At 46.2% G+C, this 19,859-nt stretch carries 20 protein-coding genes; 3 read left to right on the top strand and 17 right to left on the bottom strand.

Translation table 11 applies throughout. The features are described 5' to 3' along the window. The first annotated feature begins 56 nt into the window (after window positions 1–56). Window positions 57–1,985, top strand: a complete 1,929-nt coding sequence (locus DOM22_RS02425) for a hypothetical protein (RefSeq protein ID WP_142698858.1) — start codon at window positions 57–59, stop codon at window positions 1,983–1,985. On the opposite strand, the gene DOM22_RS02420 is transcribed toward DOM22_RS02425, so the two are convergent. Genes DOM22_RS02420 through menA form a run of 4 tightly spaced genes read right to left on the bottom strand, consistent with a single transcriptional unit; the run spans window position 1,982 to window position 5,300 of the window. Continuing rightward, a complete protein-coding gene (locus DOM22_RS02420; RefSeq protein WP_246845816.1) occupies window positions 1,982–2,287 on the bottom strand; it encodes a (2Fe-2S) ferredoxin domain-containing protein in 306 nt (101 codons plus the stop codon). The genes DOM22_RS02425 and DOM22_RS02420 overlap by 4 nt on opposite strands. Window positions 2,288–2,296: 9 nt before the next feature. Continuing rightward, complete coding sequence (locus DOM22_RS02415) at window positions 2,297–3,457, bottom strand: AMP-binding protein (RefSeq protein WP_142698857.1); 1,161 nt, start codon at window positions 3,455–3,457, stop codon at window positions 2,297–2,299. Next, window positions 3,439–4,425 carry a hypothetical protein gene (locus tag DOM22_RS02410; RefSeq protein ID WP_142698856.1) on the bottom strand — a complete coding sequence of 329 codons (987 nt, stop codon included), beginning with the start codon at window positions 4,423–4,425 and terminating at the stop codon, window positions 3,439–3,441. Before DOM22_RS02410 ends, DOM22_RS02415 begins: the two co-directional genes overlap by 19 nt. After that, entirely contained in the window at window positions 4,422–5,300 is an 879-nt protein-coding gene (menA, locus tag DOM22_RS02405) for a 1,4-dihydroxy-2-naphthoate octaprenyltransferase (protein ID WP_142698855.1), read from the bottom strand. Before menA ends, DOM22_RS02410 begins: the two co-directional genes overlap by 4 nt. An 83-nt stretch (window positions 5,301–5,383) precedes the next feature. Here menA and DOM22_RS02400 point away from each other — a divergent pair, with 83 nt between their 5' ends. Both DOM22_RS02400 and DOM22_RS02395 read left to right on the top strand, forming a co-directional pair. Further along, a complete protein-coding gene (locus tag DOM22_RS02400; RefSeq protein ID WP_246845815.1) occupies window positions 5,384–6,607 on the top strand; it encodes a DNA recombination protein RmuC in 1,224 nt (407 codons plus the stop codon). A 12-nt stretch (window positions 6,608–6,619) separates the two neighbouring features. Further along, complete coding sequence (locus DOM22_RS02395) at window positions 6,620–7,753, top strand: hypothetical protein (protein ID WP_142698853.1); 1,134 nt, start codon at window positions 6,620–6,622, stop codon at window positions 7,751–7,753. Between the two features lie 125 nt (window positions 7,754–7,878). Here the strand turns inward: DOM22_RS02395 and DOM22_RS02390 are convergent, their stop codons facing one another. From DOM22_RS02390 to flgF, 13 genes are all read right to left on the bottom strand, one after another. Beyond that, window positions 7,879–8,847, bottom strand: coding sequence for a hypothetical protein (locus DOM22_RS02390; RefSeq protein ID WP_142698852.1), 969 nt, complete (start codon window positions 8,845–8,847; stop codon window positions 7,879–7,881). A gap of 128 nt (window positions 8,848–8,975) precedes the next feature. After that, window positions 8,976–9,503 carry a flagellar assembly protein FliW gene (gene fliW / locus DOM22_RS02385; RefSeq protein WP_142698851.1) on the bottom strand — a complete coding sequence of 176 codons (528 nt, stop codon included), beginning with the start codon at window positions 9,501–9,503 and terminating at the stop codon, window positions 8,976–8,978. Window positions 9,504–9,815: 312 nt separating this feature from the next. After that, entirely contained in the window at window positions 9,816–10,043 is a 228-nt protein-coding gene (gene csrA / locus DOM22_RS02380; protein ID WP_142698850.1) for a carbon storage regulator CsrA, read from the bottom strand. A 60-nt stretch (window positions 10,044–10,103) separates the two neighbouring features. Beyond that, window positions 10,104–11,186: a flagellar hook-associated protein FlgL gene (gene flgL / locus DOM22_RS02375; protein WP_142698849.1), complete on the bottom strand. Its 1,083-nt coding sequence runs from the start codon at window positions 11,184–11,186 to the stop codon at window positions 10,104–10,106. Between the two features lie 48 nt (window positions 11,187–11,234). Beyond that, window positions 11,235–12,641: a flagellar hook-associated protein FlgK gene (flgK, locus tag DOM22_RS02370; RefSeq protein WP_142698848.1), complete on the bottom strand. Its 1,407-nt coding sequence runs from the start codon at window positions 12,639–12,641 to the stop codon at window positions 11,235–11,237. 101 nt (window positions 12,642–12,742) lie between these two features. After that, window positions 12,743–13,267 carry a flagellar protein FlgN gene (locus DOM22_RS02365; protein WP_142698847.1) on the bottom strand — a complete coding sequence of 175 codons (525 nt, stop codon included), beginning with the start codon at window positions 13,265–13,267 and terminating at the stop codon, window positions 12,743–12,745. Window positions 13,268–13,407: 140 nt separating this feature from the next. After that, window positions 13,408–13,737, bottom strand: coding sequence for a flagellar biosynthesis anti-sigma factor FlgM (gene flgM / locus DOM22_RS02360; RefSeq protein ID WP_142698846.1), 330 nt, complete (start codon window positions 13,735–13,737; stop codon window positions 13,408–13,410). Between the two features lie 101 nt (window positions 13,738–13,838). Continuing rightward, window positions 13,839–14,810 carry a rod-binding protein gene (locus DOM22_RS02355; protein ID WP_246845814.1) on the bottom strand — a complete coding sequence of 324 codons (972 nt, stop codon included), beginning with the start codon at window positions 14,808–14,810 and terminating at the stop codon, window positions 13,839–13,841. A gap of 544 nt (window positions 14,811–15,354) precedes the next feature. Further along, a complete protein-coding gene (locus tag DOM22_RS02350) occupies window positions 15,355–16,365 on the bottom strand; it encodes a flagellar basal body P-ring protein FlgI (RefSeq protein ID WP_142698845.1) in 1,011 nt (336 codons plus the stop codon). Continuing rightward, window positions 16,358–17,137, bottom strand: a complete 780-nt coding sequence (locus DOM22_RS02345) for a flagellar basal body L-ring protein FlgH (RefSeq protein WP_246845813.1) — start codon at window positions 17,135–17,137, stop codon at window positions 16,358–16,360. The genes DOM22_RS02350 and DOM22_RS02345 overlap by 8 nt, the downstream gene beginning before the upstream one ends. Further along, the gene (flgA, locus tag DOM22_RS02340; protein ID WP_142698843.1) at window positions 17,134–18,063 is read right to left on the bottom strand and encodes a flagellar basal body P-ring formation chaperone FlgA; all 930 of its coding nucleotides are present in this window, start codon (window positions 18,061–18,063) and stop codon (window positions 17,134–17,136) included. Before flgA ends, DOM22_RS02345 begins: the two co-directional genes overlap by 4 nt. A gap of 5 nt (window positions 18,064–18,068) precedes the next feature. Next, window positions 18,069–18,851, bottom strand: coding sequence for a flagellar basal-body rod protein FlgG (gene flgG, locus DOM22_RS02335; RefSeq protein ID WP_142698842.1), 783 nt, complete (start codon window positions 18,849–18,851; stop codon window positions 18,069–18,071). Between the two features lie 48 nt (window positions 18,852–18,899). Further along, complete coding sequence (gene flgF / locus DOM22_RS02330; protein WP_142698841.1) at window positions 18,900–19,721, bottom strand: flagellar basal-body rod protein FlgF; 822 nt, start codon at window positions 19,719–19,721, stop codon at window positions 18,900–18,902. Between the last annotated feature and the right edge of the window lie 138 nt (window positions 19,722–19,859).

The following is a 19,859-nucleotide window of genomic DNA, read 5'->3' as shown; positions in this document are numbered from 1 at the left end:
GAAAGTTTCTCAATCTAAGTCTTAAGACAAAAGGTTTGGACGTCGAAGAGTAATGCATGGTGAACGTAACCTGCAAACCACTGTTATTTTTGATCGCTGCGACGACCTTTTTAGCGGGCTGTGAAGACCCGGCGGTTTCAGTTTCTACGTTGGGTAGAAAACTGGCGGCGCCTGTTTTGACAAGCTCAAGTCCGTTCGATCAAGACATGGATACGCAAAATTACGTTGAGATCACAGGCACCTGCGATCCACGGGTGGGTCCCGTGGTTATCAGCTTTGATGACATCAATTATCACTCGGCTCCAACATCTCCAGACACTTCTAATACCACTTTGGGCAGCGTTACCAATGACAACGATTGCTCTGATGGTAAGTTTGATATTTATGTGACAGCCGCAGATTTGCTCAGCATCTGGGGAATCACGGTGAACAGTGATTCTTCTTCGGTGGATAACATTTATATTAAAGGTTCCACTTTCTTTGGTGATACTCGCACCCTAACAATACCTGATCCTAAAAAAGGTTCGGGAGAAAATGTCGGCTCGGCTGCGAAACTTGCTTTGCGCAAAATTTTCCCAAAAGACTTTGGTGGCGCTGGACAGTGTGAGATGTTCACTGTGTTTGTAACTGACGCGAACGGAAATGAAACTTCAACGGGCACAGCAGCCACGTTCTCTGTAAATCCTCCGGCAGGCACAAGCATTTCGACCTATAAATCAATCGCGGATTGCTCTTCAAGTTACAGCCCGCAAACATCATTCACAATCGCCGCGAATAAAAGTCAGTTGCAGATTTATGTCAAAATGCCGACGACTCCGATAGATACGGTTCTTGGTTTTACGGTGACTTCGCTTTCGGGCGGACTAACAGCTGCGACGGCCGCGACACCTGTAACGTTGCGTGATCCTGCGTCGTCTCATCGTTTCATTTCGATGACGGATGCTCCAGGCACATTGTATAAAAATGTTTGCTATCCGATCACGATGCAGCGCTTGGATTACAACAAGACTTCAGGAAGTATGACCGATTCAATCAGTCTGACGCTGGCTCCTTCCGATGCGAAATTGCTTTTCTATACCGCGGATGATTGTAACTCGAGTTCAAAAACAAGCTCCGTGTTTTTCGCGTCATACGTAAGCCAATCAAAAATTTACGTGAGATATGAACCAGGCAACACCACTTCGACGACGAATTTCACTAAAGTCGAAGTGAACTACACGGTCAGCGATGCCAACTATGACAACCCGTCATTCCCGGTACGCGTGGATCTATCTAACAAAACAACAATTGCGAACGTGGATTTCTGGGGTCCGACGACTGTCAGTCGCAGCTATTGCAGTCCTTATACAGTTGTAACTGCGAATGGAAATTGGACGCCCGTTCCCGCGGATAAAGACTATACTTTTAATTTCTCTTCGAGCTCTACTGTAGCAGGTCTGGAATTTTACTCCGACTCAAACTGTACGAATGCACTTTCAAATCTTGTAGTTACTCAGGGTGCCGTGATGTCGAAGGTTTACGTGAAATCTTCGGCAGGACAAAACTCCACAAGCGTCATCACTATGACTGCGACGGGAATGAACCCGGTCTCTCGTGAAGTTAGCGTCAGTGTGGTTGCAACAGGGTTTGGATTTGAAACAGCACCAAGCTATACACTGGCTAAAGGCAGCTGCAATTATGTGATGCTGACTTTAAATGACTATGCGGGAATTATTCCGGCCTTAAACCCAATTAACTTGGCATTCTCGAATAGCTCCGGTGCCGCCGCGGGTGATGTGACGTTGTATACGGATTCAAGCTGCTCATCGACGGCATTTGCAGAGAATGTGTATGCTCCGATCGCCCCATACAACTCAAATCAGTATAAATTCTATATCAAACTTTCCAGCTCATACTCTGGCTCAAGCCTGTCATTGATATTCAATGGGACAGGCTTGTTAACTTTGCCAATTATGTATGGAAACTTCTCTGTGACAGGCCCTTAGAGCTTCTCTTTTAGAAGCTCTAAGAAAGCATCGCGGTCTTTTTCAGGATGCATGATAAAGCTTTCAGTCTTATCGTTTGATGCGACTGTGATCGCTTGAAACTCATCGATGCAAATATCCAAACAGCTTGAAGTCACGACACGGATCTTTTTACCGTCGCCGCTGTCTTTCAGGCTTTTTTTATAAAACATTTTTAAATTTTCTGCGACATTCGCTTCTTTCATACCAGAGATAGACTTGCCGCACTTCGTGCAAATCATAACAAGGGCATCACTCCAGGGATTTTCTTCTTTGCGAATCATCGCTTACTCCTACAATAATTTCTTTAGCTGCTGCCACAAAATCTTTCCCAGATCACTGCGGGGAATTCCCGCGACAACATGGGTCTGTCTTATTTTTTCAAACGGCAAAACTTTTGCACTATACGATTCAGCAATCTTTAGGTTCGCCTCTGATGGCAAAGTGCTAACCATATGAATTTCTGAACCTAAACGCTCCGATGGCATATCTAACAACGTTACATGCATCGGCCACTGGGGATTTAAGTCCAAGGCAGATTGCTCTAACAAAGCACGAAGTCTTGCGACGTTCGTCCCCTCTCCACCGATCTTGATATAATCCTTACTGCGACCGAAAATCTTGAGGGCATTTCCTTGAACCTCACCGCGATCTTCCGTCGTGAACCAGATTCCATTTTTAGGATCCCAGTGCTTGATACCTTCCGAGGTATTTTGCGCATAACACGTGAACAGGGATTCCGCAGTGACTTCTAAGAATCCCGCGGAATTGGTTTTAGCTTGAGCGTGGGACAATAATTCAATTTCAGGATAGACGGATTCCTTAAGCGATTCCAAAGACGCCGTCGCAATCTGTGACGCTGTCTCGGTCATTCCGTAACTTGGTAAAAGTGGCCACCCCATCGCACGGGCTTTTTCATACAATGAAACTTCCAAGGCTCCCCCACCGACAACGATCGCTCGCAAGGAGGCTGGAGATTTGTATCCCTTTTCCACCAAATCAAAAACTTGTGTCGGTACCAAAGCCGAAAGTGTGCATTTTTCTTTTACTAAAACATCGTAAAAGAAATCCACGTCCCATCGTCCGTCTTTCAATGCTGGCACCACGCGAGCATCGGACAACAAAGCTCGCACTTCAATACCAAAACCACCCACATGAAAATGTGGAAGAACCTGAGTCCACACGTCTTGATTGGTGGCGCACAAATGCTGATTCACGGATTTCGCAGATGCCATCAGGGCTTTTTTGGAAAGAGCGACCAGCTTCGTAGCACTCGCAGATTCTGCGGTGGAACCAGAGGTTGCAATCCACACGTGGCCTTTTAAGCCACGCTCTGCTTGGGCAGTTTCTGCTAATTTTTTTAAATTATTATAATCACTCTGGGGCCAACGAGGATTCAGTAAAATCAGATTGTCGTCAGAGTAAAGCTCCTGGCTTAATTGAGTTTCTGCCACGGCAAATCTCTAAGCAAAAGATCAAACCCAATGCCAGTTCCTTTAACGTTGGAAAGAAAAGGTCCCGTTGTATTGATGTTCGCCGCAAATTGATCCATTTGATACGAGCGATAGGTCAAGCAACCTGCATCGAGCATGATGTTGGGGTAAAGCTCTTTACACTCCATTGCCACAGCCAAGGCTCCCAGTGAACCCACTGGATGATCCATGTAGCTTGTGACTGTCGCTTTCAAATTAAACTTCTTGCAGCGCTCGATCGCTTTATCGACATCCATCTTGGCAGGCTTAATAACCAGAATATCAAAGGGAACTTTTGCGGAGTTTTCCCAATCGACTTTTTCATAGGGGGCATCGCACGCGACCTTCACCAGTTTTTTAGCGTCAGCCCAAGTGTCTGCTTCATAAGGGAATGGATCTTCAACATATTCGATCCAAACTTTTTCCTGTGCTGTCAGACCGGAAAAGAATTTTTCGAAAATCTGCCAACTGCCCGTGCCATTAAAATCCAGACGGATTTTAAAACCCGCCGCAGCCATGCGAGTGATCGCTGTGGCTTCTGCAGCCAGGTCACGGCCGACTTTCAATTTGATTGTCGAGTAAGATTGTCTTTTTAATTCATCCAGGAAACCCGGAACAATTTCTGCGGAATTAGAAACCAGAAAGTTGTTACGAACTTTCTCGCCAGCTGTCAGAATGGTTTTACCTTTTTTACGAAGGTTCGCATCTTTGCGAGCCAGCCAAATCGTTTGCTCCATTTGCGCAGAAATGCGGCCTTTTTTCAACGCCGCCAATTGCTCATCCAATGGAGTGTCACCAAGTTCTGGCCAAGGGTGCAAATCACCATAGCCTACGAATCCCTGAGGCCATTCCACTTTGATCAAGGCTCCGCGGCGAGGAAGACCTGCGCTGACTGCGTTCAAAGTAGTAAATGGCGTCAGTACATATTCGTAGTAGCTAAGTTTGATCAAAGTGCAAATCCTAAGGTGATTAAAAGTCCAAAGACCAAATGCAGGCCTGCTGCCTGGCCCAGAAACTTATTATAAACAGGTCCCGGCTCAGTATTGAAAACATTTTTTGTTAACTTGACCGCCAAAGGCAATGCAAACATCGGAACGATGGCTGCGATCTTATAACCCTCAAACCACCAGTACAAATTCAACACAAATGGCAAGAACGCCATGGCTGCGATTTCATAGCGAGAAAACTTAACTCCGAAACGAACGGCCAAGGTTTTCTTATTCACCAGGCGGTCCCCGGTATGGTCGCGAAGATTGTTGATGGCAATCAAGGTCGTTGCATGGAAACCAATTTGCAGTCCCAAAACAAAGGCCTCCATCATCCAGTCACCAGTATTTAAAAACACCATACCCATGACCGCCAACAAACCAAAGAACAGGATCACAAACAGATCACCCAGCCCCAGGTAAGCCAAAGGGAACGGCCCCGCGGTGTAGGAGTAGCCCATTAATACCGAAGCGATCCCGATTACCACGATAACCATGCCACCTTTCATCACCAACGGAATCCCACAGGCAATCGCCAAAGCAAAACACAATGAGCCCAAGGCCATCACTTGGTTGGCGGAAAGAATTCCGGCCTGAGTGATACGTTGTGGACCAATACGCTTTTCTGTATCAGCACCTTTTTTGAAATCCACCGCATCGTTCACTAAATTTGTGCCGATTTGGATAAGGAATGACGCCGCCAAGGCGAAAAATAAAACCTGCCCGTCCCAAGAAAGACCAATGGCTTTAACCAGGGCTGTGGCAGCCAGGCACGGAACCAAGGCTGCAGTCAGAGTTTTTGGGCGGAAAGCTAAAAGAACACTCTTAATTTGACTCATGGGCGCATCATACACCGTTTTTCGTGTGACCAAAAGCACTTCTAATGGCAAATCTGATTCGTGAACCCAACAGGAGGAACCGCGTGAACTTTGTAACCCTGATCGCTTTTTTTGCAGGCGCATTGATTGCCGGAGTAATCGTTTATTTCAAATCTAAAGCACAGGCGATGGCTGAAAAGTCCCAGCTCCTGGCGGATGTTCAATCTTTGCAAATGAAGAACGAACTTCTGACGCAGAACCTCAGTGAATCTAAATCTCTCATGAGTGAAGCTCGCAAACAGCAAGAAGAACTCGCAAACCGCATGAACACTCAGTTTGAGAACATGGCTCAAAAGATTTTTGAAGAAAAGTCCGCAAAGTTCACCGATCAAAATCACAAAAATATAGCTTCTGTTTTGGAGCCACTTAAAGAACGCATCAAAGACTTTGAAAAGAAAGTCGAAGAATCCTACTCCACGGAACGTTCCGAGCGCGGTGTTTTGCGTGGCGAGCTGACAAAGTTAATGGAACTGAACAAAGTGATGTCCACGGAAACTCAGAATTTGACCAAGGCCCTTAAAGGCGAAACAAAAACCCAAGGCAATTGGGGCGAGTTGATCCTGGAAAATATCTTGGAACGTTCGGGCCTGCGCAAAGGCGAAGAATACGTCGTTCAAGGCGTGGATATGGATCTGCGTGGTGAAGACGGTCAGATGCTTCGTCCTGACGTGATTGTGAACCTTCCAGACAGCAAACACTTGATCGTGGATTCTAAAATGACTTTGGTGGCCTACGAACAATACTCGTCAGCTGAAACCTTGGAAGAGCAAGAACGGTTCGGGAAATTCCATATCGATTCTTTGAAAAAACACATCGACGGTTTGTCCGAGAAAAAATATCACGCGGCTGATAAATTGATTTCTCCAGACTTCGTGATCCTGTTCATGCCTTTGGAACCAGCATTTGCTTTGGCATTTAAATTGAAACCAGACATCTTCCAATACGCTTGGGAGCGCAATATAGCGATCGTCAGCCCCACGACATTGCTCGCGACACTCAGAACGGTCACGGCTTTGTGGAAACAAGACCGCCAGGAAAAGAACGCTTTGGAAATCGCCAAGCGCGGTGGCTTGCTTTACGAAAAATTCGCGAATCTTTTGAAAGACATCCAAAACCTTGGAGAAAAACTAGGAGCCGCTCAAAAAGCGCACGAGGAAGTCACTAAAAAGCTTTCCGACGGTCGTGGCAATCTGATCGATCAAGTCGAAGATTTGAAACGCCTGGGCGCAAAAACTGAAAAATCTTTGCCACAATTGGAAACGACATAGTCTAATTGGCGAATGAGATTTCACTTATTCGCCATCTTCTGCTCGACTTTATTTTATTCTCAACTCAGCTTTTCAGAGATGACTTTTCCGGTGGGTCATATTGAAGCCTTGATGGCCAACACTGGCGCTGCACTTTCGGCCTCACCAGGAAATGCAATTTATAATCCTGCGGGCTTGGGATTTCTGGACGACAACAACGTCAGCGTCACCCTTAGCGGTAACGCCCTAGAACAGCAAAGTTTTGAAATCCCCAATATGGGCAATAGCTCCACAGTGATCATTCGTCCAACCTTGGCCAGCACAACGTCTCCCTTGGCGAAAGGACATGCTGCGATATTTATCGCAAATCCCGTGGCCTTTAATGTTTCTCAAAGCCATACGTCACCACTCACAGGTTACAATCTGGCGCTGCGCCTTGCACTCAAGAGTAATATTTTAATGGGTGGTTTCGCTTATGGACGCCCTTGGGATGATACACTTGCTTGGGGATTTACTTTAGGCGGTATCTACACCACTCAAGAAACGTATACCTACACACAGGTGACAGGCCCTACCAGCTTAGCAACACAATACTCTCAGACATTTCAAAAGGAAATCCAACCCTTGGCAATCGCCGCGGCACTCTGGAAACCGACAGATATTTACAACCTAGGAATAAATATAAGTCTGCAGAGTTCACCTATTTTGTCGGAAGGTGCTTACTACTCCTCTTCAACGAACTCTTCAACTCCCACAACTCCCCAAGAGGAATCAAGATCATACAGGCCTTCCAGAACTTCATCCGTCGGAGCGGTACTTGGGCAAAAGTTTAAAATTTTAGCGCAAGAACTCTATTTCGACGTCTCCTATAGCGGCGGCAGCGATGCGAAAGATTATAACGGCGACAATAAAAAATCCGATGAAAACTTCGTCTACAGTTTGGGTTGGAAAATGCCTACCGCAAACAAGTGGCAACCAGTCGCGGGCCTTGCTTACTCCAAACTCGCGAACAGCGAAGCGCAGCTTTACAGTGCAGGATTAATCATCAAACAACGGGCCAACGAAATCGTTCTTGGATCTTATTATTATAAAGTCCTTCCAAACGCTAACAATCAGTCCGCTATCGACGTCATCGGATTGATGTTCTCCTCGCAAGTTTTCTACTAAAAAAAATACTCGAGTGTTTTACATGCGCGAAAAAAGAGAGCACACGATTATGTTGGGTTCCGGGATTGGACACACACTGCGATTCAATGCACGGCATGCGACAAGAGACAGGACCTGGCACCTTTTTAGCGGATGCCGGAGACGGAGTCGGGATCTTTGACCGAGTTTGAAGCGCGGTGTTCAGAGGCAAGCTTTACTTTTCCTGCATTGATAGCTTCCTGGATTCGGCGGGATGAATTGTTGAAGTGTTCAACTTCTTCAGGATTTGAGCACAAAGTCTTCATCGCCATTAATTTTTTATTTAATTCAACTGCATCGGCGATTCGCAAATCATTCACGGCTTCATTGCCGTTGGTGATTGCGAAACTTTCTTTCCCGCGCAGAGTGATTTTCTCAAGCTCCCCTTGAATGCCCTTTTGGCCTCCAGATTCGCTGTAAAATACTTGCTGACCATCTGGAAGGGCCTCCACCACCAAACGGTCCTTGCCCTTCACCTGAGCGCTTTTACCGGGGCTACACTCCAACAGAATGGGCTCTGCCGAATTTTTGTACCATTTAAAACCGAAGTAACCACCGACAGGGATACCGGTATCACCCAGTGTTGCTGCCGCACCGACGATCGTAAATAGCGTGGCATACACGGGAGTTTCGGAGCTTGCGAGATTACGGTTTGAAAGACTTGCTGGAAAATTCAATTCCGGAAACCCTTTCCAAACTTTGCGCATTTCTTCGAAGTTGGACTTTACACTTTTCTTTGGTTTGTAAGTGAATGCCACGTTTTGATAAGAGAACTCCGCCGCTGTTGCTCCCATGATCAATGGTTCATCCAAACCTTGGATGCGAACTTTGTTGCCGTCGAATTCGATTTTGGCAAAGGGCTGAGTCAGATCAATTTTTTGAGATTTAAAAAGTTCGCGGCTGCCTTTTTCGAATTTCTCATTCGCTGTCGCTGCAGTGACCACTCCAAAAACAGATTCCCAATTCTGAACTTCCCAAAACAGGGAGATATGAGGCACCGGCGCCGCCATCGCAGGCAGTGTCGCTGTTAGAATGAAACTGCTTGTAAGCAGTGTCAGGAATCCCCATAACTTCATCAGATCGAGCCTCCAAAGGTCACACAAGGATAACATGGTTCTTCGAGGAGAAAAGGCTTTTCGCGGGTAATAAAAAAGGCTTCGGTGTTTAATCGAAGCCTGTTCCATATCATTCGTTGTATTAACTTTTACAGTTCTGCGTCTCTTACGATGTGAAGCTTTGTCGCTACATCGATACCAGTGGATTGATTTTTGATCGCCACTGCAGGATTTTGCACAACACGTTGTTGAAGCTTCGTGAAGATAGGTTCACGGATCGCCAAGTTGTTATCTTGCAAAACACACTGACGAGCAATTTTTTCGGCAACGTTGATCACTACGGGAGCTTTCAAGTTTGCAGTCATTTGTGTCGGATCATCAGGGATAGTCACGATAGAGAAGAAGCGCGCTTTGTCTGTTGCTGAAAGCTTGATCGACTCCATGTCACCTTTAGTCAGGTTAGCTTTGTAAGCTGGTGCGAACAACTCAGGCTCTAGGACAGGAAATGCGATTTGCGCAGCTTCACAGCTTTGCAACCAAGCGAAGATCTCATCACTTGGATCATCGAGAAGAACGAACTTTCTTAGATCCGCAAAGCCCAATAGACCTTCCGGAAAAGTCAGAACATCTTCTTGTTTCAGCTCAACTTGGCCGAATCTCGATGTTGAAATGATCATTCAATTCCCCCTCTGGACAAAGCGGACTTACCCATATCTTAGACACGCCAGGATACACTTCGGGTAAGTACAACTATAAATCTGGACCTAAATCCAGGGAGACTCAATAAAATTTAATGAATTTGACGCACGTCACACCCGCTCCCAGCAGCCCAAAGGGCGCGAACCCGCAAAGCGGAAGCCAGAAAACGCAAAACAGATGTGTCGATAAGTAGGCAATTTCAAGGCGGAAGGAGGAAGCTGTACTCCTGTACAGCGACGACGACCAACGCGGAAAGTGCCTGCTTAGCGGCACATCCCTCAATAAGCCCCTTAGGGCTTTAAAAGCTTAGCGACAGAACGAGATTTGTCTGCGGAGACATCAGCGGATTGCACATTCTGTTCTTGAATGGCGACGTACACTTCTTCGCGGTGAATCTTAGTGTCTTTAGGGGCTTCGATTCCTAAACGAACCTGTTTCCCTTTGATTTGTACTACTCTGATCTTTATGTGATCATCGATAGCGATGCTTTCACCCAACTTCCGTGTGAGAACCAGCATGACAACTCCTTTTGCTGCAGTCGTTATCGGTAAAATTTAGCGGAACTGTAGGTATTATTTTTATCTTAGGAAGTCAAGAAGGCTTGGTTGAATTAGCTTACCCGACGTTTCGAGAGTCGCCTTAAGGGTGCTATCAGTCTTATTGATGTCAGAGATAACTTGGAACGCATCAGCGTCTTCCAATTGGGAAGCCGTCGCTTTGTTGTCCACGATCGCTTTTTGGAGAGAATCCATGGTGTTATTTACGGACATAACTCTGGACCCAACCTCGGAACGAGCGAGAACTACTTGGGAAATCGCTTGATCTAGAAGATCCATCGTCTCCTGGACACCGACCTTGTCATTCGCTTTCAGACTGGTTTCCAGGCCCTTAAGAACCGAGAAAATATTCACCCCTCGAGCACCAGTAACCGGGTCTTGCTTGTGCTTGCCGTTACCTTCAAACTCACCTGCGGGACCGCGAGTCATTAAGAAATTGCGCTCCACGTCTTCATTTTTCTGAAGACGCTCCATTTCTTCCTGTTTGAACTCCTGAACTTCTTGAACTGTCGTTGGAGTCTCGTAACGAGGACGAACCACGCCATCCCCATCCAAACCACGCCCTGTGAATATTTTATTGCCAGAAATATTCATGGCAACGAAAGAGTCTTTGTTGGTTTGGATTTTCATATCCCCATCGTCACCGAAATAGTTTCCAGAGTGATCGAAAGGAGCTGTTTGAGTTTTGTAACCGCCAAACACATATCGCTCACCCAACTTACGGTTACCGATCTGTACAGCTTGATTATAAATTTGCCCAATCTCAGATGCCGTCACCATACGTGTCTCAGCGTTACCGCTGGCATCATTGGACTGAGAGATCGCAAGTTCTTTCGCACGAACCAAGGCATCAGACAACTCGCCGAGTGACTGATCCGAGAACTCCAGGAAAGATTTGGCGTTATTAATATTTTTAATGAATTGGGAATTCCCATGCTCTTCAGTACGAGCCGCCAGGACACGCGCTGCAGACAACGGATCATCCGAAGGCTTATTGATACGCTTTTGAGTCGCGGCTTGATTCTGCAAATCAGACATATCGGAGCGATTTTTGCCCACGTTCTGATTCACCTGATTGAAAGCCATTTTATCCGCGATTCTCATTTCATATCCTTCGCTGCTTCAGCTACAGCTCTGCTCGGCTACCGCCGCTTATAGACGTTTCAAGTTAAGAACTGTGTCGAACATCTCATCCGCCGTTTTGATTAAACGTGCAGAAGCATCATAAGTTTTTTGGAACTCGATCATTTTCGTGGTCTCTTCATCCAAAGAAACACCGCTGATGGATTCCCTGATATTCGTCAACTGACTGATGACGTTCTTTTGTGATTCCTGCGACTTTACTGCACGCTGAACCATGGCACCGACTTGACCCACTTGCGTGTTGTAATAGTCGTCCATTGTCGCCGTTCCGCCATCCATCACTTGCTTATATTGCAAAGACGAGATTACGTTCGCGACTGTATTGTCACCAGCTGCATCCGCACGAGAGCCGGCTGCGATTCTGGAAACGTCATTGAAAATAGTTTTATTCATCGCCATGTTTGCTGCGGCACCCTTCACAGATTCGGGTTGTTCAAAGAACAAAACGCCTGTGTTGCCATTACGATCGAAACCTTCGATATGGGCTCTATTTACTTCTGTCGCCAATGTGTAAGCCAGATTGTCGATATGACCCAATAGATCTTCGATCACATGGTCACGAACATCCAAAGCACCACCAATACGACCACCCGAAATCTGCTCAGTCACATTCGCCGGAGTTCCTGTGCCTTGATAGAAGATCTCCATACGGTCACGAGTATCCGTTTGACGAGCTTTCAATTCAGACGCACCTGTTCCGGAAACCAGGATCGCTGTACGACCCGCAGTTACGGAAACCATGCCATCTTTACCTTCAGCCCAAGTGATATCGATTTTATCGCCCAGCTTTTTAAGCAAAAGATCTCGACGATCACGTTCATCATTCGCCGGAACTTTTGAAACCTCAACTGTTTGAATTTTTTCATTCAGGGAAGCGATCTCTTTGGTGATCTCATTCACTTCGCCGACAGTTGTTTTGATTTGGGCATCAAGGTCTTCCTGAACGCCACGCAACTGAGACGTCACGCGACCGAAATCTTTTACCATCCCCACAGCTGACTCACGCACCATTGTACGGGAAGCCAATGACTCCGGGTTATTGGAAAGTTCACGGAAACCATTGAAAAAGTCCGTAACGTATTGGTTCAGACCTTTATTATTTTGTTCATTATAAATTTGTTCAACACGAGAAAGACCATCAGCACGGGAATCTTCAAATCCCATGGTCATGCCTTCTTTTTGAATTTGTTTTTCTAACCAAGGATTATTAACGCGAGTTACGACACCGGCACGGGCACCCATACCGATTTGCAAACCACCCTCACCAATAGGAACGTTCGAAAGAAGTTCCACTCTTTGACGAGAGAAACCTTCCGTGGATTTATTGGCGATGTTATGACCGACCGTTTGCAACGCTGTCTGAGAATTCATCAGAGAGCGTTTGCCGGTGTCCATCATTGCCGAAATCTTCGACATTCTGTCTCCTAGAGATCACCATCCTGGTAATCCGTGGGGTTGGTTCGTTTACTTATTACTAATACCTAGTGTACTTCAACAGTATAGGTTTAGGAACTAGCCTAGGCTTCCTTGCTGACGAAGTTACCGGAAACTTGAGGGCCTGACTTGTAGCCGCCCTTTTTCTCGTAAGTTTTCTTACCAGACAAAGTTTCTTTAATATTATCCAAGGCACCATTCAAAGTTTGTAGCGCAGTTTGCGCGTGCTCTTCATTGGATTTATTAATTTCGGTAATGCGTTTGATCAGCATATCCAAGGCCGCATGCTGCGTGCGCAAGCGATCCGCTGCTGCTGGATTGAAAGCCATCTTCTGAGCCAACTCCAACAAACGTGGATTTTCCACGTCGCCGCCAATAACCCCCGCAAGGTCCATTGCATAACGGGAACGCAAAGAATCCTGTGCTCTTAGTTTATAGAGCAATTCTTCTTTGATGGAGTTGTTTTCATCCAAGGCTTCACGATCCGCACGGATCAGGATTTCTTTTTCTTTGCGAACAAGATCAAGAAGAGTGCGGTAAATTTTGGTGAGTTCTTCAAGGTTGGCTTCGAGCTTCTGAAACGCTCTTTCTGCTACTGCTACATCCATTGTATTTATCCTTCCGCCTTCGCTGAAGCTTTGGCGGACAAGTCGCCTTTTACTTCAGACGGTTCTTGGAGATCCATCAGTCATCCTTGGCTGATGGCGGGAGTAGTTTATCGTGCACTCCCCAACACTGAGATTTTAAATTAGAATTCTAAGTGTTCATCAACCATTTTGTCTGCGATTGATTTCGCATCAACTTTGTAAGTTCCTTTGTCGATCATATCGCGGAACTTCGCAACTTTCGCTTCATCAACATCTGGAGCTGACATTGCCAATTCCTTGATGCGTTTCGCTTCTTGTGCGCGAGGAGACAATTGAACTTTTGAAGATTCATCTTGAGCTTGCGCAATTGCATCCGCTTTTACGTCAGCAATTTTGCTTGCAGCTTTACCTGCTACGCCCGCAGCTTTGTCGGATTTACCAGCATCAGTAAGGTTCAGATTTTGACCTACTTTGTTGTGTGTAATTTTCATCGACAGCTCCTCTTTCTAACTCTGAAGTTCAGAGTCCGTGAGTGTTACAAAACACTCTTTCTATTCTTAACATAGTACCATATCGAGACATTTCTACCAAATCATTCTGAGACAGTTTCTTGTCCTGTCGGATGGTCTGGTTCCACTGTCCAATAAAGGCTTTTTGCCTCTGAGCTCAAAATGCCAAGGGTCTCGCCAGCTTGGACCTTTTTACCTGTCTCAATCTGAGACACTTCGCCCAAAAACACGACCTGGCTTTTTAGACCATTGTCGTGCTCAATTTCCACCATTGTTTGCTTATCCACTAAGTTACGCACAGCCCGCAAAGTCCCACCCCATGGGGCTTTCACCTGATTTTCAGATGCCTCAACAGCTTTTGCCCCCGCAACCGGAGGAGCGGTTCGAGAAATGCGATATGACATAGAATCTTTTGCACGCCCAGGATGACGAAATTGATGAGCCGTAAAATTACTTTTCTCATTCAAAGCAATCGGCCCCATAGGTTTCAATTCTTTCTTAGCAATCCCCAACTGCGCACCATAACGTTGCACCAATTGATCATAGATCATCGAAGAAAGCCCAATGCCACCCTTCTCACTCCACTTATCAACATACTCACCATCAAGCTGCTCACGAAAAATCTTCTCCGCCTGATTCACCTGAATAAATCCACTCTCATGAACAGTGGATCGCATAGCTTTCATCATCTCGCCCAAAAAATGTTTCTCATACATCTTAGAAACATCCTTCAACTTCTCATCAGCCGACTTCTGCTGAGGCCTACCCATAAACCGAGAAGGCAAAGCCTTAAACTTAGCCCGATCAGCAACAGCAGCCGAATCCACAACCTGCCCACTCTTAGCGGCCTGCGCAGCAGCAGCGGCCGCAACTTTAGCCTCCGCCTCCGCCTTCTCCCGAGCCTCCAACTGCGCCTGCACAGCCGGATTAACCTTCAAAGGAATCTCCATCATCTCCGCGCGAGCTTGCAAAGCAAGCAAGCCAAACACAACCAAAGAAACAGAAGCCACATACTTAACCGGAACAAACGGAAGAAGATGATTCCCCGACGCCACAGGGACTTCGAAGCTACCTCCAGAGCGAGACAGATGCACATTTCCCGAATCACTCCCCAATGTATTTTTATTACTCTCAGAATCTAGTAATGAGGATTGGCGAAAGGCTCCAAGCGGAGCTTTTATCAAGTTCCGCAGCACTGTGGGAAATGAAGAAAGAAAGAAAAACATCGAACCACGTTTCATACTAATTGAATTGAACCATCATGAGCGAGGACTGTCCGAAGAGAAAAGCTCCGCTTGGAGCCTTTCGCCAATCCGTCGTCGTCTATAGAACTAAGAGAAAGAGAAAAAAAATGGGGAGTGAGATTCGGAGAATCATGTACATCCTGTACTTGACTCTTTAGAGTGTAGCTTCGGCTCAATTTGGTCACTCCGTGACCTTGCTGATCTTTTGCTTCTGTTTCCTGCGAGAAAACTTGTACTCTTGACCATCCATGGTTCGCGATCTCTTCCTCACCCTCCCCGCGTCCTAAACACTTCCATGTGTCTAAGACATATAAATTCAGTTTATTAAAAGGTGCGTCATTATGAAACAAAAATTTCATAATACTTCGAGTTCCCCGTGCAAAGCTCCAGCTGCCTTGATGGACTGAAGTATAGTTATCAGGTCTTTTGGCGTGACTCCCATTTTGTTAAGAGCCTGCACAAGATCCCCGACACTGACACCCGGTTCAAGAACTGCGACCTTTTCTTCAACAGTTCCTTTTTTGCCATCGCCCACTTTCACAGAGAGTGAACCATGAGAGATCGCAACTTTTGAAATCTTCACCTTATCACCGATCACGATCGTGCCGGTTTTTTCATTCACAACAACACGCGCTTTCATATCAGGATTGATGTCGATAGATTCGATCGTTGCGAGCAACTCGACACCGCGATTTTCATAGGCAAATGGCGTGATAATATCAATCGTACCGCCATCTTTTGCAGAGGCATAGTGGCCGCCAAGCTCTTTGTTGATGGTCAACACAGAACGGGCCGCTGTCGTGAAATCAGGATTGATCAATGTCAGACGATACATTTTGCGAGTCGCAAAGTCCGCTGTCATATCTCTTTCAATCGTCGCACCATTAGGGATTCTGCCGGAAGTTAGATGAGCATCTTTTGGATCACCACCAATGATGATGGAACCTTGTGCGACTGCATAGACTTCATCATTCCCTGCGCGCAAAGGCGATTGCAGCAAAGTACCACCCGCCAATGATGAAGCATCACCGATAGCACTCACCGTAATATCGATTGGATTTCCCGCTTTACCAAATGCTGGCATAGACGCTGTGATGATAACTGCTGCCACGTTTTTACTTGAGAAATCTTGACCCTCAAGTTTCACGCCCAGTTTATCAAACATGCGCACCATGGATTTACTCATGAATTCATTTTTACCATCGCCTGTGCCTTTAAGGCCGACAACGATACCGTAACCGATCAATTGATTTTCACGAACACCACGAATCGTCGCGATGTCTTTCAAACGCGCGGCCTGAGCCACTTCGGCAGACGCCGCCAACAGTACCAAACCCAGAGTGATGATTTTAAAAAGTTTATTCATGTGTCGCGTTCCTTCTGATGCTTACAACATCATACTGGGGATCGAGTAGTTTTTGAGACGTGATGCCTTCGTCATTGAAATCTTCGGGACGTAGCATGCCCGTCAAAATCACTTTGTATTCACGCTTGCCGATCATGAAGGGCTGTTGACCTTTCACGCGGTAATTTCCATCAGCCAACTTTTCGACAATTTTAGACGGGATGTTTTGCACATCAGCCAATCCTTCTTTGTCATCTTTAGCTTCTTCTTTTGCAGGAGCTGCTGGAGCTGCAGCGGCTGGGGCACGGCCGCCCTCTGCATTCGCTGCCAAGCCGTTGCTTAACGGCGCTTGTGCACCTTTTTCCTGCTCTTCCAATTGTTTCAACAATTTTTTGATAACGCTGACTTTGGTTTCAACCTGCTTTTGCGCTGAACCATCCAGTTTCACATTCAACATGTCACCTTCACGGCGCATTTTATTTTGAGCAAACAGGTATGAACCTTGTCCTTCCATCACCCAAGTGGAACCCGCATTGGCTTGCAATTCAGATTCTTCTTCCATGCGATTTTTTGTCATGCGTTTATACTGACGATCCGTTGGTACTTTCATGTTCGCGGCATCTGAATAACGTGGCGCCTGATCGATTTTCTCTAAGGGAGGATTTTCTTCTTTGCCTTTAAGAGACGTGACGAAATCATTCACTGTCGCGCAACCTGTTGCCAGGATCATTGCCGTGAAAATTGCCATAACGGCAGTAAACTTAACGAATGGGGTTTTACCAAAATTCATCATTGTAACTTCACCACGCCTTTTTCAGCGATAATCGCTGAAAGAACTTTTTGTGTTTCCAGATTTTTAACCTTAATCAAGTCGCCGACGTAGCCCGTGTCCTCTGCTTGGACATTGACAGAGATTTCAAAACTGTCGTCGCCGATGATGGCTTTAACAATCTGTCCCCTCTTAGCTGCCGGTTCACGTTTGAGATCGGAAGCCCATACTGGAGTTCCGACGGGAAGTGCACGAGCGGCCAATTGCCCGTTGGCATCTTCAATGCGAAGACCACTGTCTTTCGCGAAGGTCACATCGACCATTTGCATTTGAAGATCCTGGGAATTAACACGCTCCCCTTGTGAGATCAGTTTCGTCGTCACGGGGGTTAATTTCGAAACGCGAATAGTGCCGGAAATCCATTTAATTTGACGTGAGTCTCCGTCGCGGACCGGCAACAGGAAGCCACCCTTCGTGCTCAGCTGCGACATATCCAGGTCCCAGGTACGGTTAGCTGGATTTGGCGTGGATTGAATTGTGATCTTGTACTCACAATCCGCACAGCGGGCCGTTAGGTAATTAGTAATTTTGCGTTCAACTTCCTGGCGGGAAACCGGAGTTTTTGCAAACTCCACTTTCACCACGCTGGGAATACGAAACGCCGGTTTGGAATTACGGAAGTCCTCGTTATTTTCCATTTCATTTTTTAGAATGGTCAAAACTTCCTTGGCTTCCAGTTTTTGAGAGATCAAAAGTTCACGGGCATCTTCACGAATAACGATCGACTCTATTTGCGCAACCAAAGACTCATTGGCACCTTTAACAACAGCGACATCACCCAAACGCAACAATGGACGTTGGGAAATCTCCACCGTCGCCGGAATGGAAATCTCAGGCCTTGCAAAGGCTTGAGTACTGATTAGTAAAGTCAGAGCCAAAAGTACTTTCATCAAAATTATCTCAAATTGTTGATGGATTGAAGCATCTGATCGGAAGCTTGAATCACTTTAGAGTTTGTTTCGTAAGCACGTTGAGCTGTGATCATGTTTACCATCTCATCAACGATATTGACGTTGCTGGATTCCAACTGACCTTGCGCCAAATAGCCTGTCCCATTCAAACCCGGACGAGAAGTCACCGGTTGACCGCTGGCTGGTGTTTGCGTGAATAGATTTTTACCCATAGCTTTCAAACCAGCCGGGTTCACGAATGTTGTAAGATCAATATTCCCCACCACTTGTGGAGCCTCGTTACCTTGAACCGCGCGAACTTCACCTGTCGGAGAAATTTCCACCCCCGATGTCCCTGCTGGAATCGTGATTTCAGGCTGCAAAGTATTACCGTTTTTATCAATCAAACGACCCGTTGGATCTTTTTTGAAGGAACCATCGCGAGTGTAAGCCACTTCGCCATCGCCAGTCATCACACGGAAAAAGCCCGCACCTTCCACTTGAATGTCGAAAGGATTTTTTGTGACTTGCGCATTACCATTTTCAAAATCTTTTTGAATCGCTGCTGTGCGAACGCCCAAACCTGTTTGCACACCGTTTGGAGAAACCGAGTTCATGCCGGTCACAGCACCTGGCTCTTTTTGAGTTTGATACATCAGATCTTCGAACTCAGCGCGTGATTTTTTGAAACCTGACGTCGAGGAGTTGGCAATATTATTGGCAATAACATCCATATTTGTCTGTTGTGCCGCCATGCCCGTAGCCGCTGTATTCAAACTCTTAAGCATTTAAATTCCCTCCTGGAATTTCTCACTAACTAAAAACTTTTAAATCTATTACTTAACGCTACCAACTACGTTAACCATCTTCTCAGCCATTTGGTCATAGGCGTGGATGGCTTTTTGCGTGCTTTCAAAAACACGGTTGGTTTGAATCATGTCCGTCATTTCTTGTACGACGTTGACGTTGGAAGTTTCAATAAAACCCTGACGAACACTTGGGTTCGCAATGTTTGTGACTTCCGCATTCATATTGGGTTTAAATCCGTACAAAGAACTTCCCATCTTTTGCAAAGAATCGGGATTAGCCACGTTCACCAAAGAAAGTTTCCCCAAATTATTGGTGCCCTGAACCACATCGCCATTATCTGCAATAGTGATAGGACCACCGCCGGCCTCTAATCGGAAAACGCGGGAAGCAGGATCTGCTCCACCAGCGGCATCCGCTCTAAGAACTGGATGACCATCTTTAGTTACCAATTGACCGTTGCCATCCAATGTAAAATTCCCGGCGCGTGTTAGTTTCACTCCCCCCGGAGTTGCAACTTCAAAGAAACCTTTGCCATCAATCGCCACGTCTAAAGTATTGCCAGTAGGTTTAAGACCACCTTGAGAGAAATCAGTGAATGTGCCTTTAGTGTCGACATAACTTTTGTCGCCACCCTGCATGTTATAGAAGCTTTCTATCGAAGCGACATCACGAGGGATTTGAATAACTTCAGGGGGTTTTTCATTGGCCGTCAGATACTCTTGAAAGAGTTGCTGATCGCGTTTAAACGCAGGCGTGTTCACGTTCGCCAGATTATTGGCGATCGTATCCAGTTTCGTACTTTGTGCCATCGCTCCGCTCAGTGCAGTATAGACGCCTTTTACACTCATCAGATCTCCCTCTTCCTGTTGAGCAGCAAGGTGTATGCCAGCATTTGACAGGACCGATCTTAGTCTAGGAAAAGAACTCCACACCGGACCTTCGTCGCGATGAAAATTTATGGACTCAAGTTTTCTGCGATTTGACCG

The organism is Bdellovibrio sp. ZAP7 (genome assembly GCF_006874645.1).
Classification (GTDB): Bacteria; Bdellovibrionota; Bdellovibrionia; order Bdellovibrionales; family Bdellovibrionaceae; genus Bdellovibrio.
Note: the sequence above shows the minus strand (reverse complement) of the source record. Positions and strands in the feature narration are given on the sequence as shown.

What these genes read in the sequence shown, in the direction of transcription:
- flgG (WP_142698842.1), bottom strand. Translation starts at nt 18,851, where the DNA reads ATGCTTAAGAGTTTGAATACAGCGGCTACGGGCATGGCGGCACAACAG.
- flgK (WP_142698848.1), bottom strand. Translation starts at nt 12,641, where the DNA reads ATGTCGAAGATTTCGGCAATGATGGACACCGGCAAACGCTCTCTGATG.
- DOM22_RS02345 (WP_246845813.1), bottom strand. Translation starts at nt 17,137, where the DNA reads ATGATGAATTTTGGTAAAACCCCATTCGTTAAGTTTACTGCCGTTATG.
- DOM22_RS02390 (WP_142698852.1), bottom strand. Translation starts at nt 8,847, where the DNA reads ATGAAGTTATGGGGATTCCTGACACTGCTTACAAGCAGTTTCATTCTA.
- flgM (WP_142698846.1), bottom strand. Translation starts at nt 13,737, where the DNA reads ATGAAAATTACACACAACAAAGTAGGTCAAAATCTGAACCTTACTGAT.
- flgA (WP_142698843.1), bottom strand. Translation starts at nt 18,063, where the DNA reads ATGAAAGTACTTTTGGCTCTGACTTTACTAATCAGTACTCAAGCCTTT.
- DOM22_RS02365 (WP_142698847.1), bottom strand. Translation starts at nt 13,267, where the DNA reads ATGGATGTAGCAGTAGCAGAAAGAGCGTTTCAGAAGCTCGAAGCCAAC.
- flgL (WP_142698849.1), bottom strand. Translation starts at nt 11,186, where the DNA reads ATGAGAATCGCGGATAAAATGGCTTTCAATCAGGTGAATCAGAACGTG.
- DOM22_RS02425 (WP_142698858.1), top strand. Translation starts at nt 57, where the DNA reads ATGGTGAACGTAACCTGCAAACCACTGTTATTTTTGATCGCTGCGACG.
- menA (WP_142698855.1), bottom strand. Translation starts at nt 5,300, where the DNA reads ATGAGTCAAATTAAGAGTGTTCTTTTAGCTTTCCGCCCAAAAACTCTG.
- DOM22_RS02420 (WP_246845816.1), bottom strand. Translation starts at nt 2,287, where the DNA reads ATGATTCGCAAAGAAGAAAATCCCTGGAGTGATGCCCTTGTTATGATT.
- DOM22_RS02395 (WP_142698853.1), top strand. Translation starts at nt 6,620, where the DNA reads ATGAGATTTCACTTATTCGCCATCTTCTGCTCGACTTTATTTTATTCT.
- flgF (WP_142698841.1), bottom strand. Translation starts at nt 19,721, where the DNA reads ATGAGTGTAAAAGGCGTCTATACTGCACTGAGCGGAGCGATGGCACAA.
- csrA (WP_142698850.1), bottom strand. Translation starts at nt 10,043, where the DNA reads ATGCTGGTTCTCACACGGAAGTTGGGTGAAAGCATCGCTATCGATGAT.
- DOM22_RS02350 (WP_142698845.1), bottom strand. Translation starts at nt 16,365, where the DNA reads ATGAATAAACTTTTTAAAATCATCACTCTGGGTTTGGTACTGTTGGCG.
- fliW (WP_142698851.1), bottom strand. Translation starts at nt 9,503, where the DNA reads ATGATCATTTCAACATCGAGATTCGGCCAAGTTGAGCTGAAACAAGAA.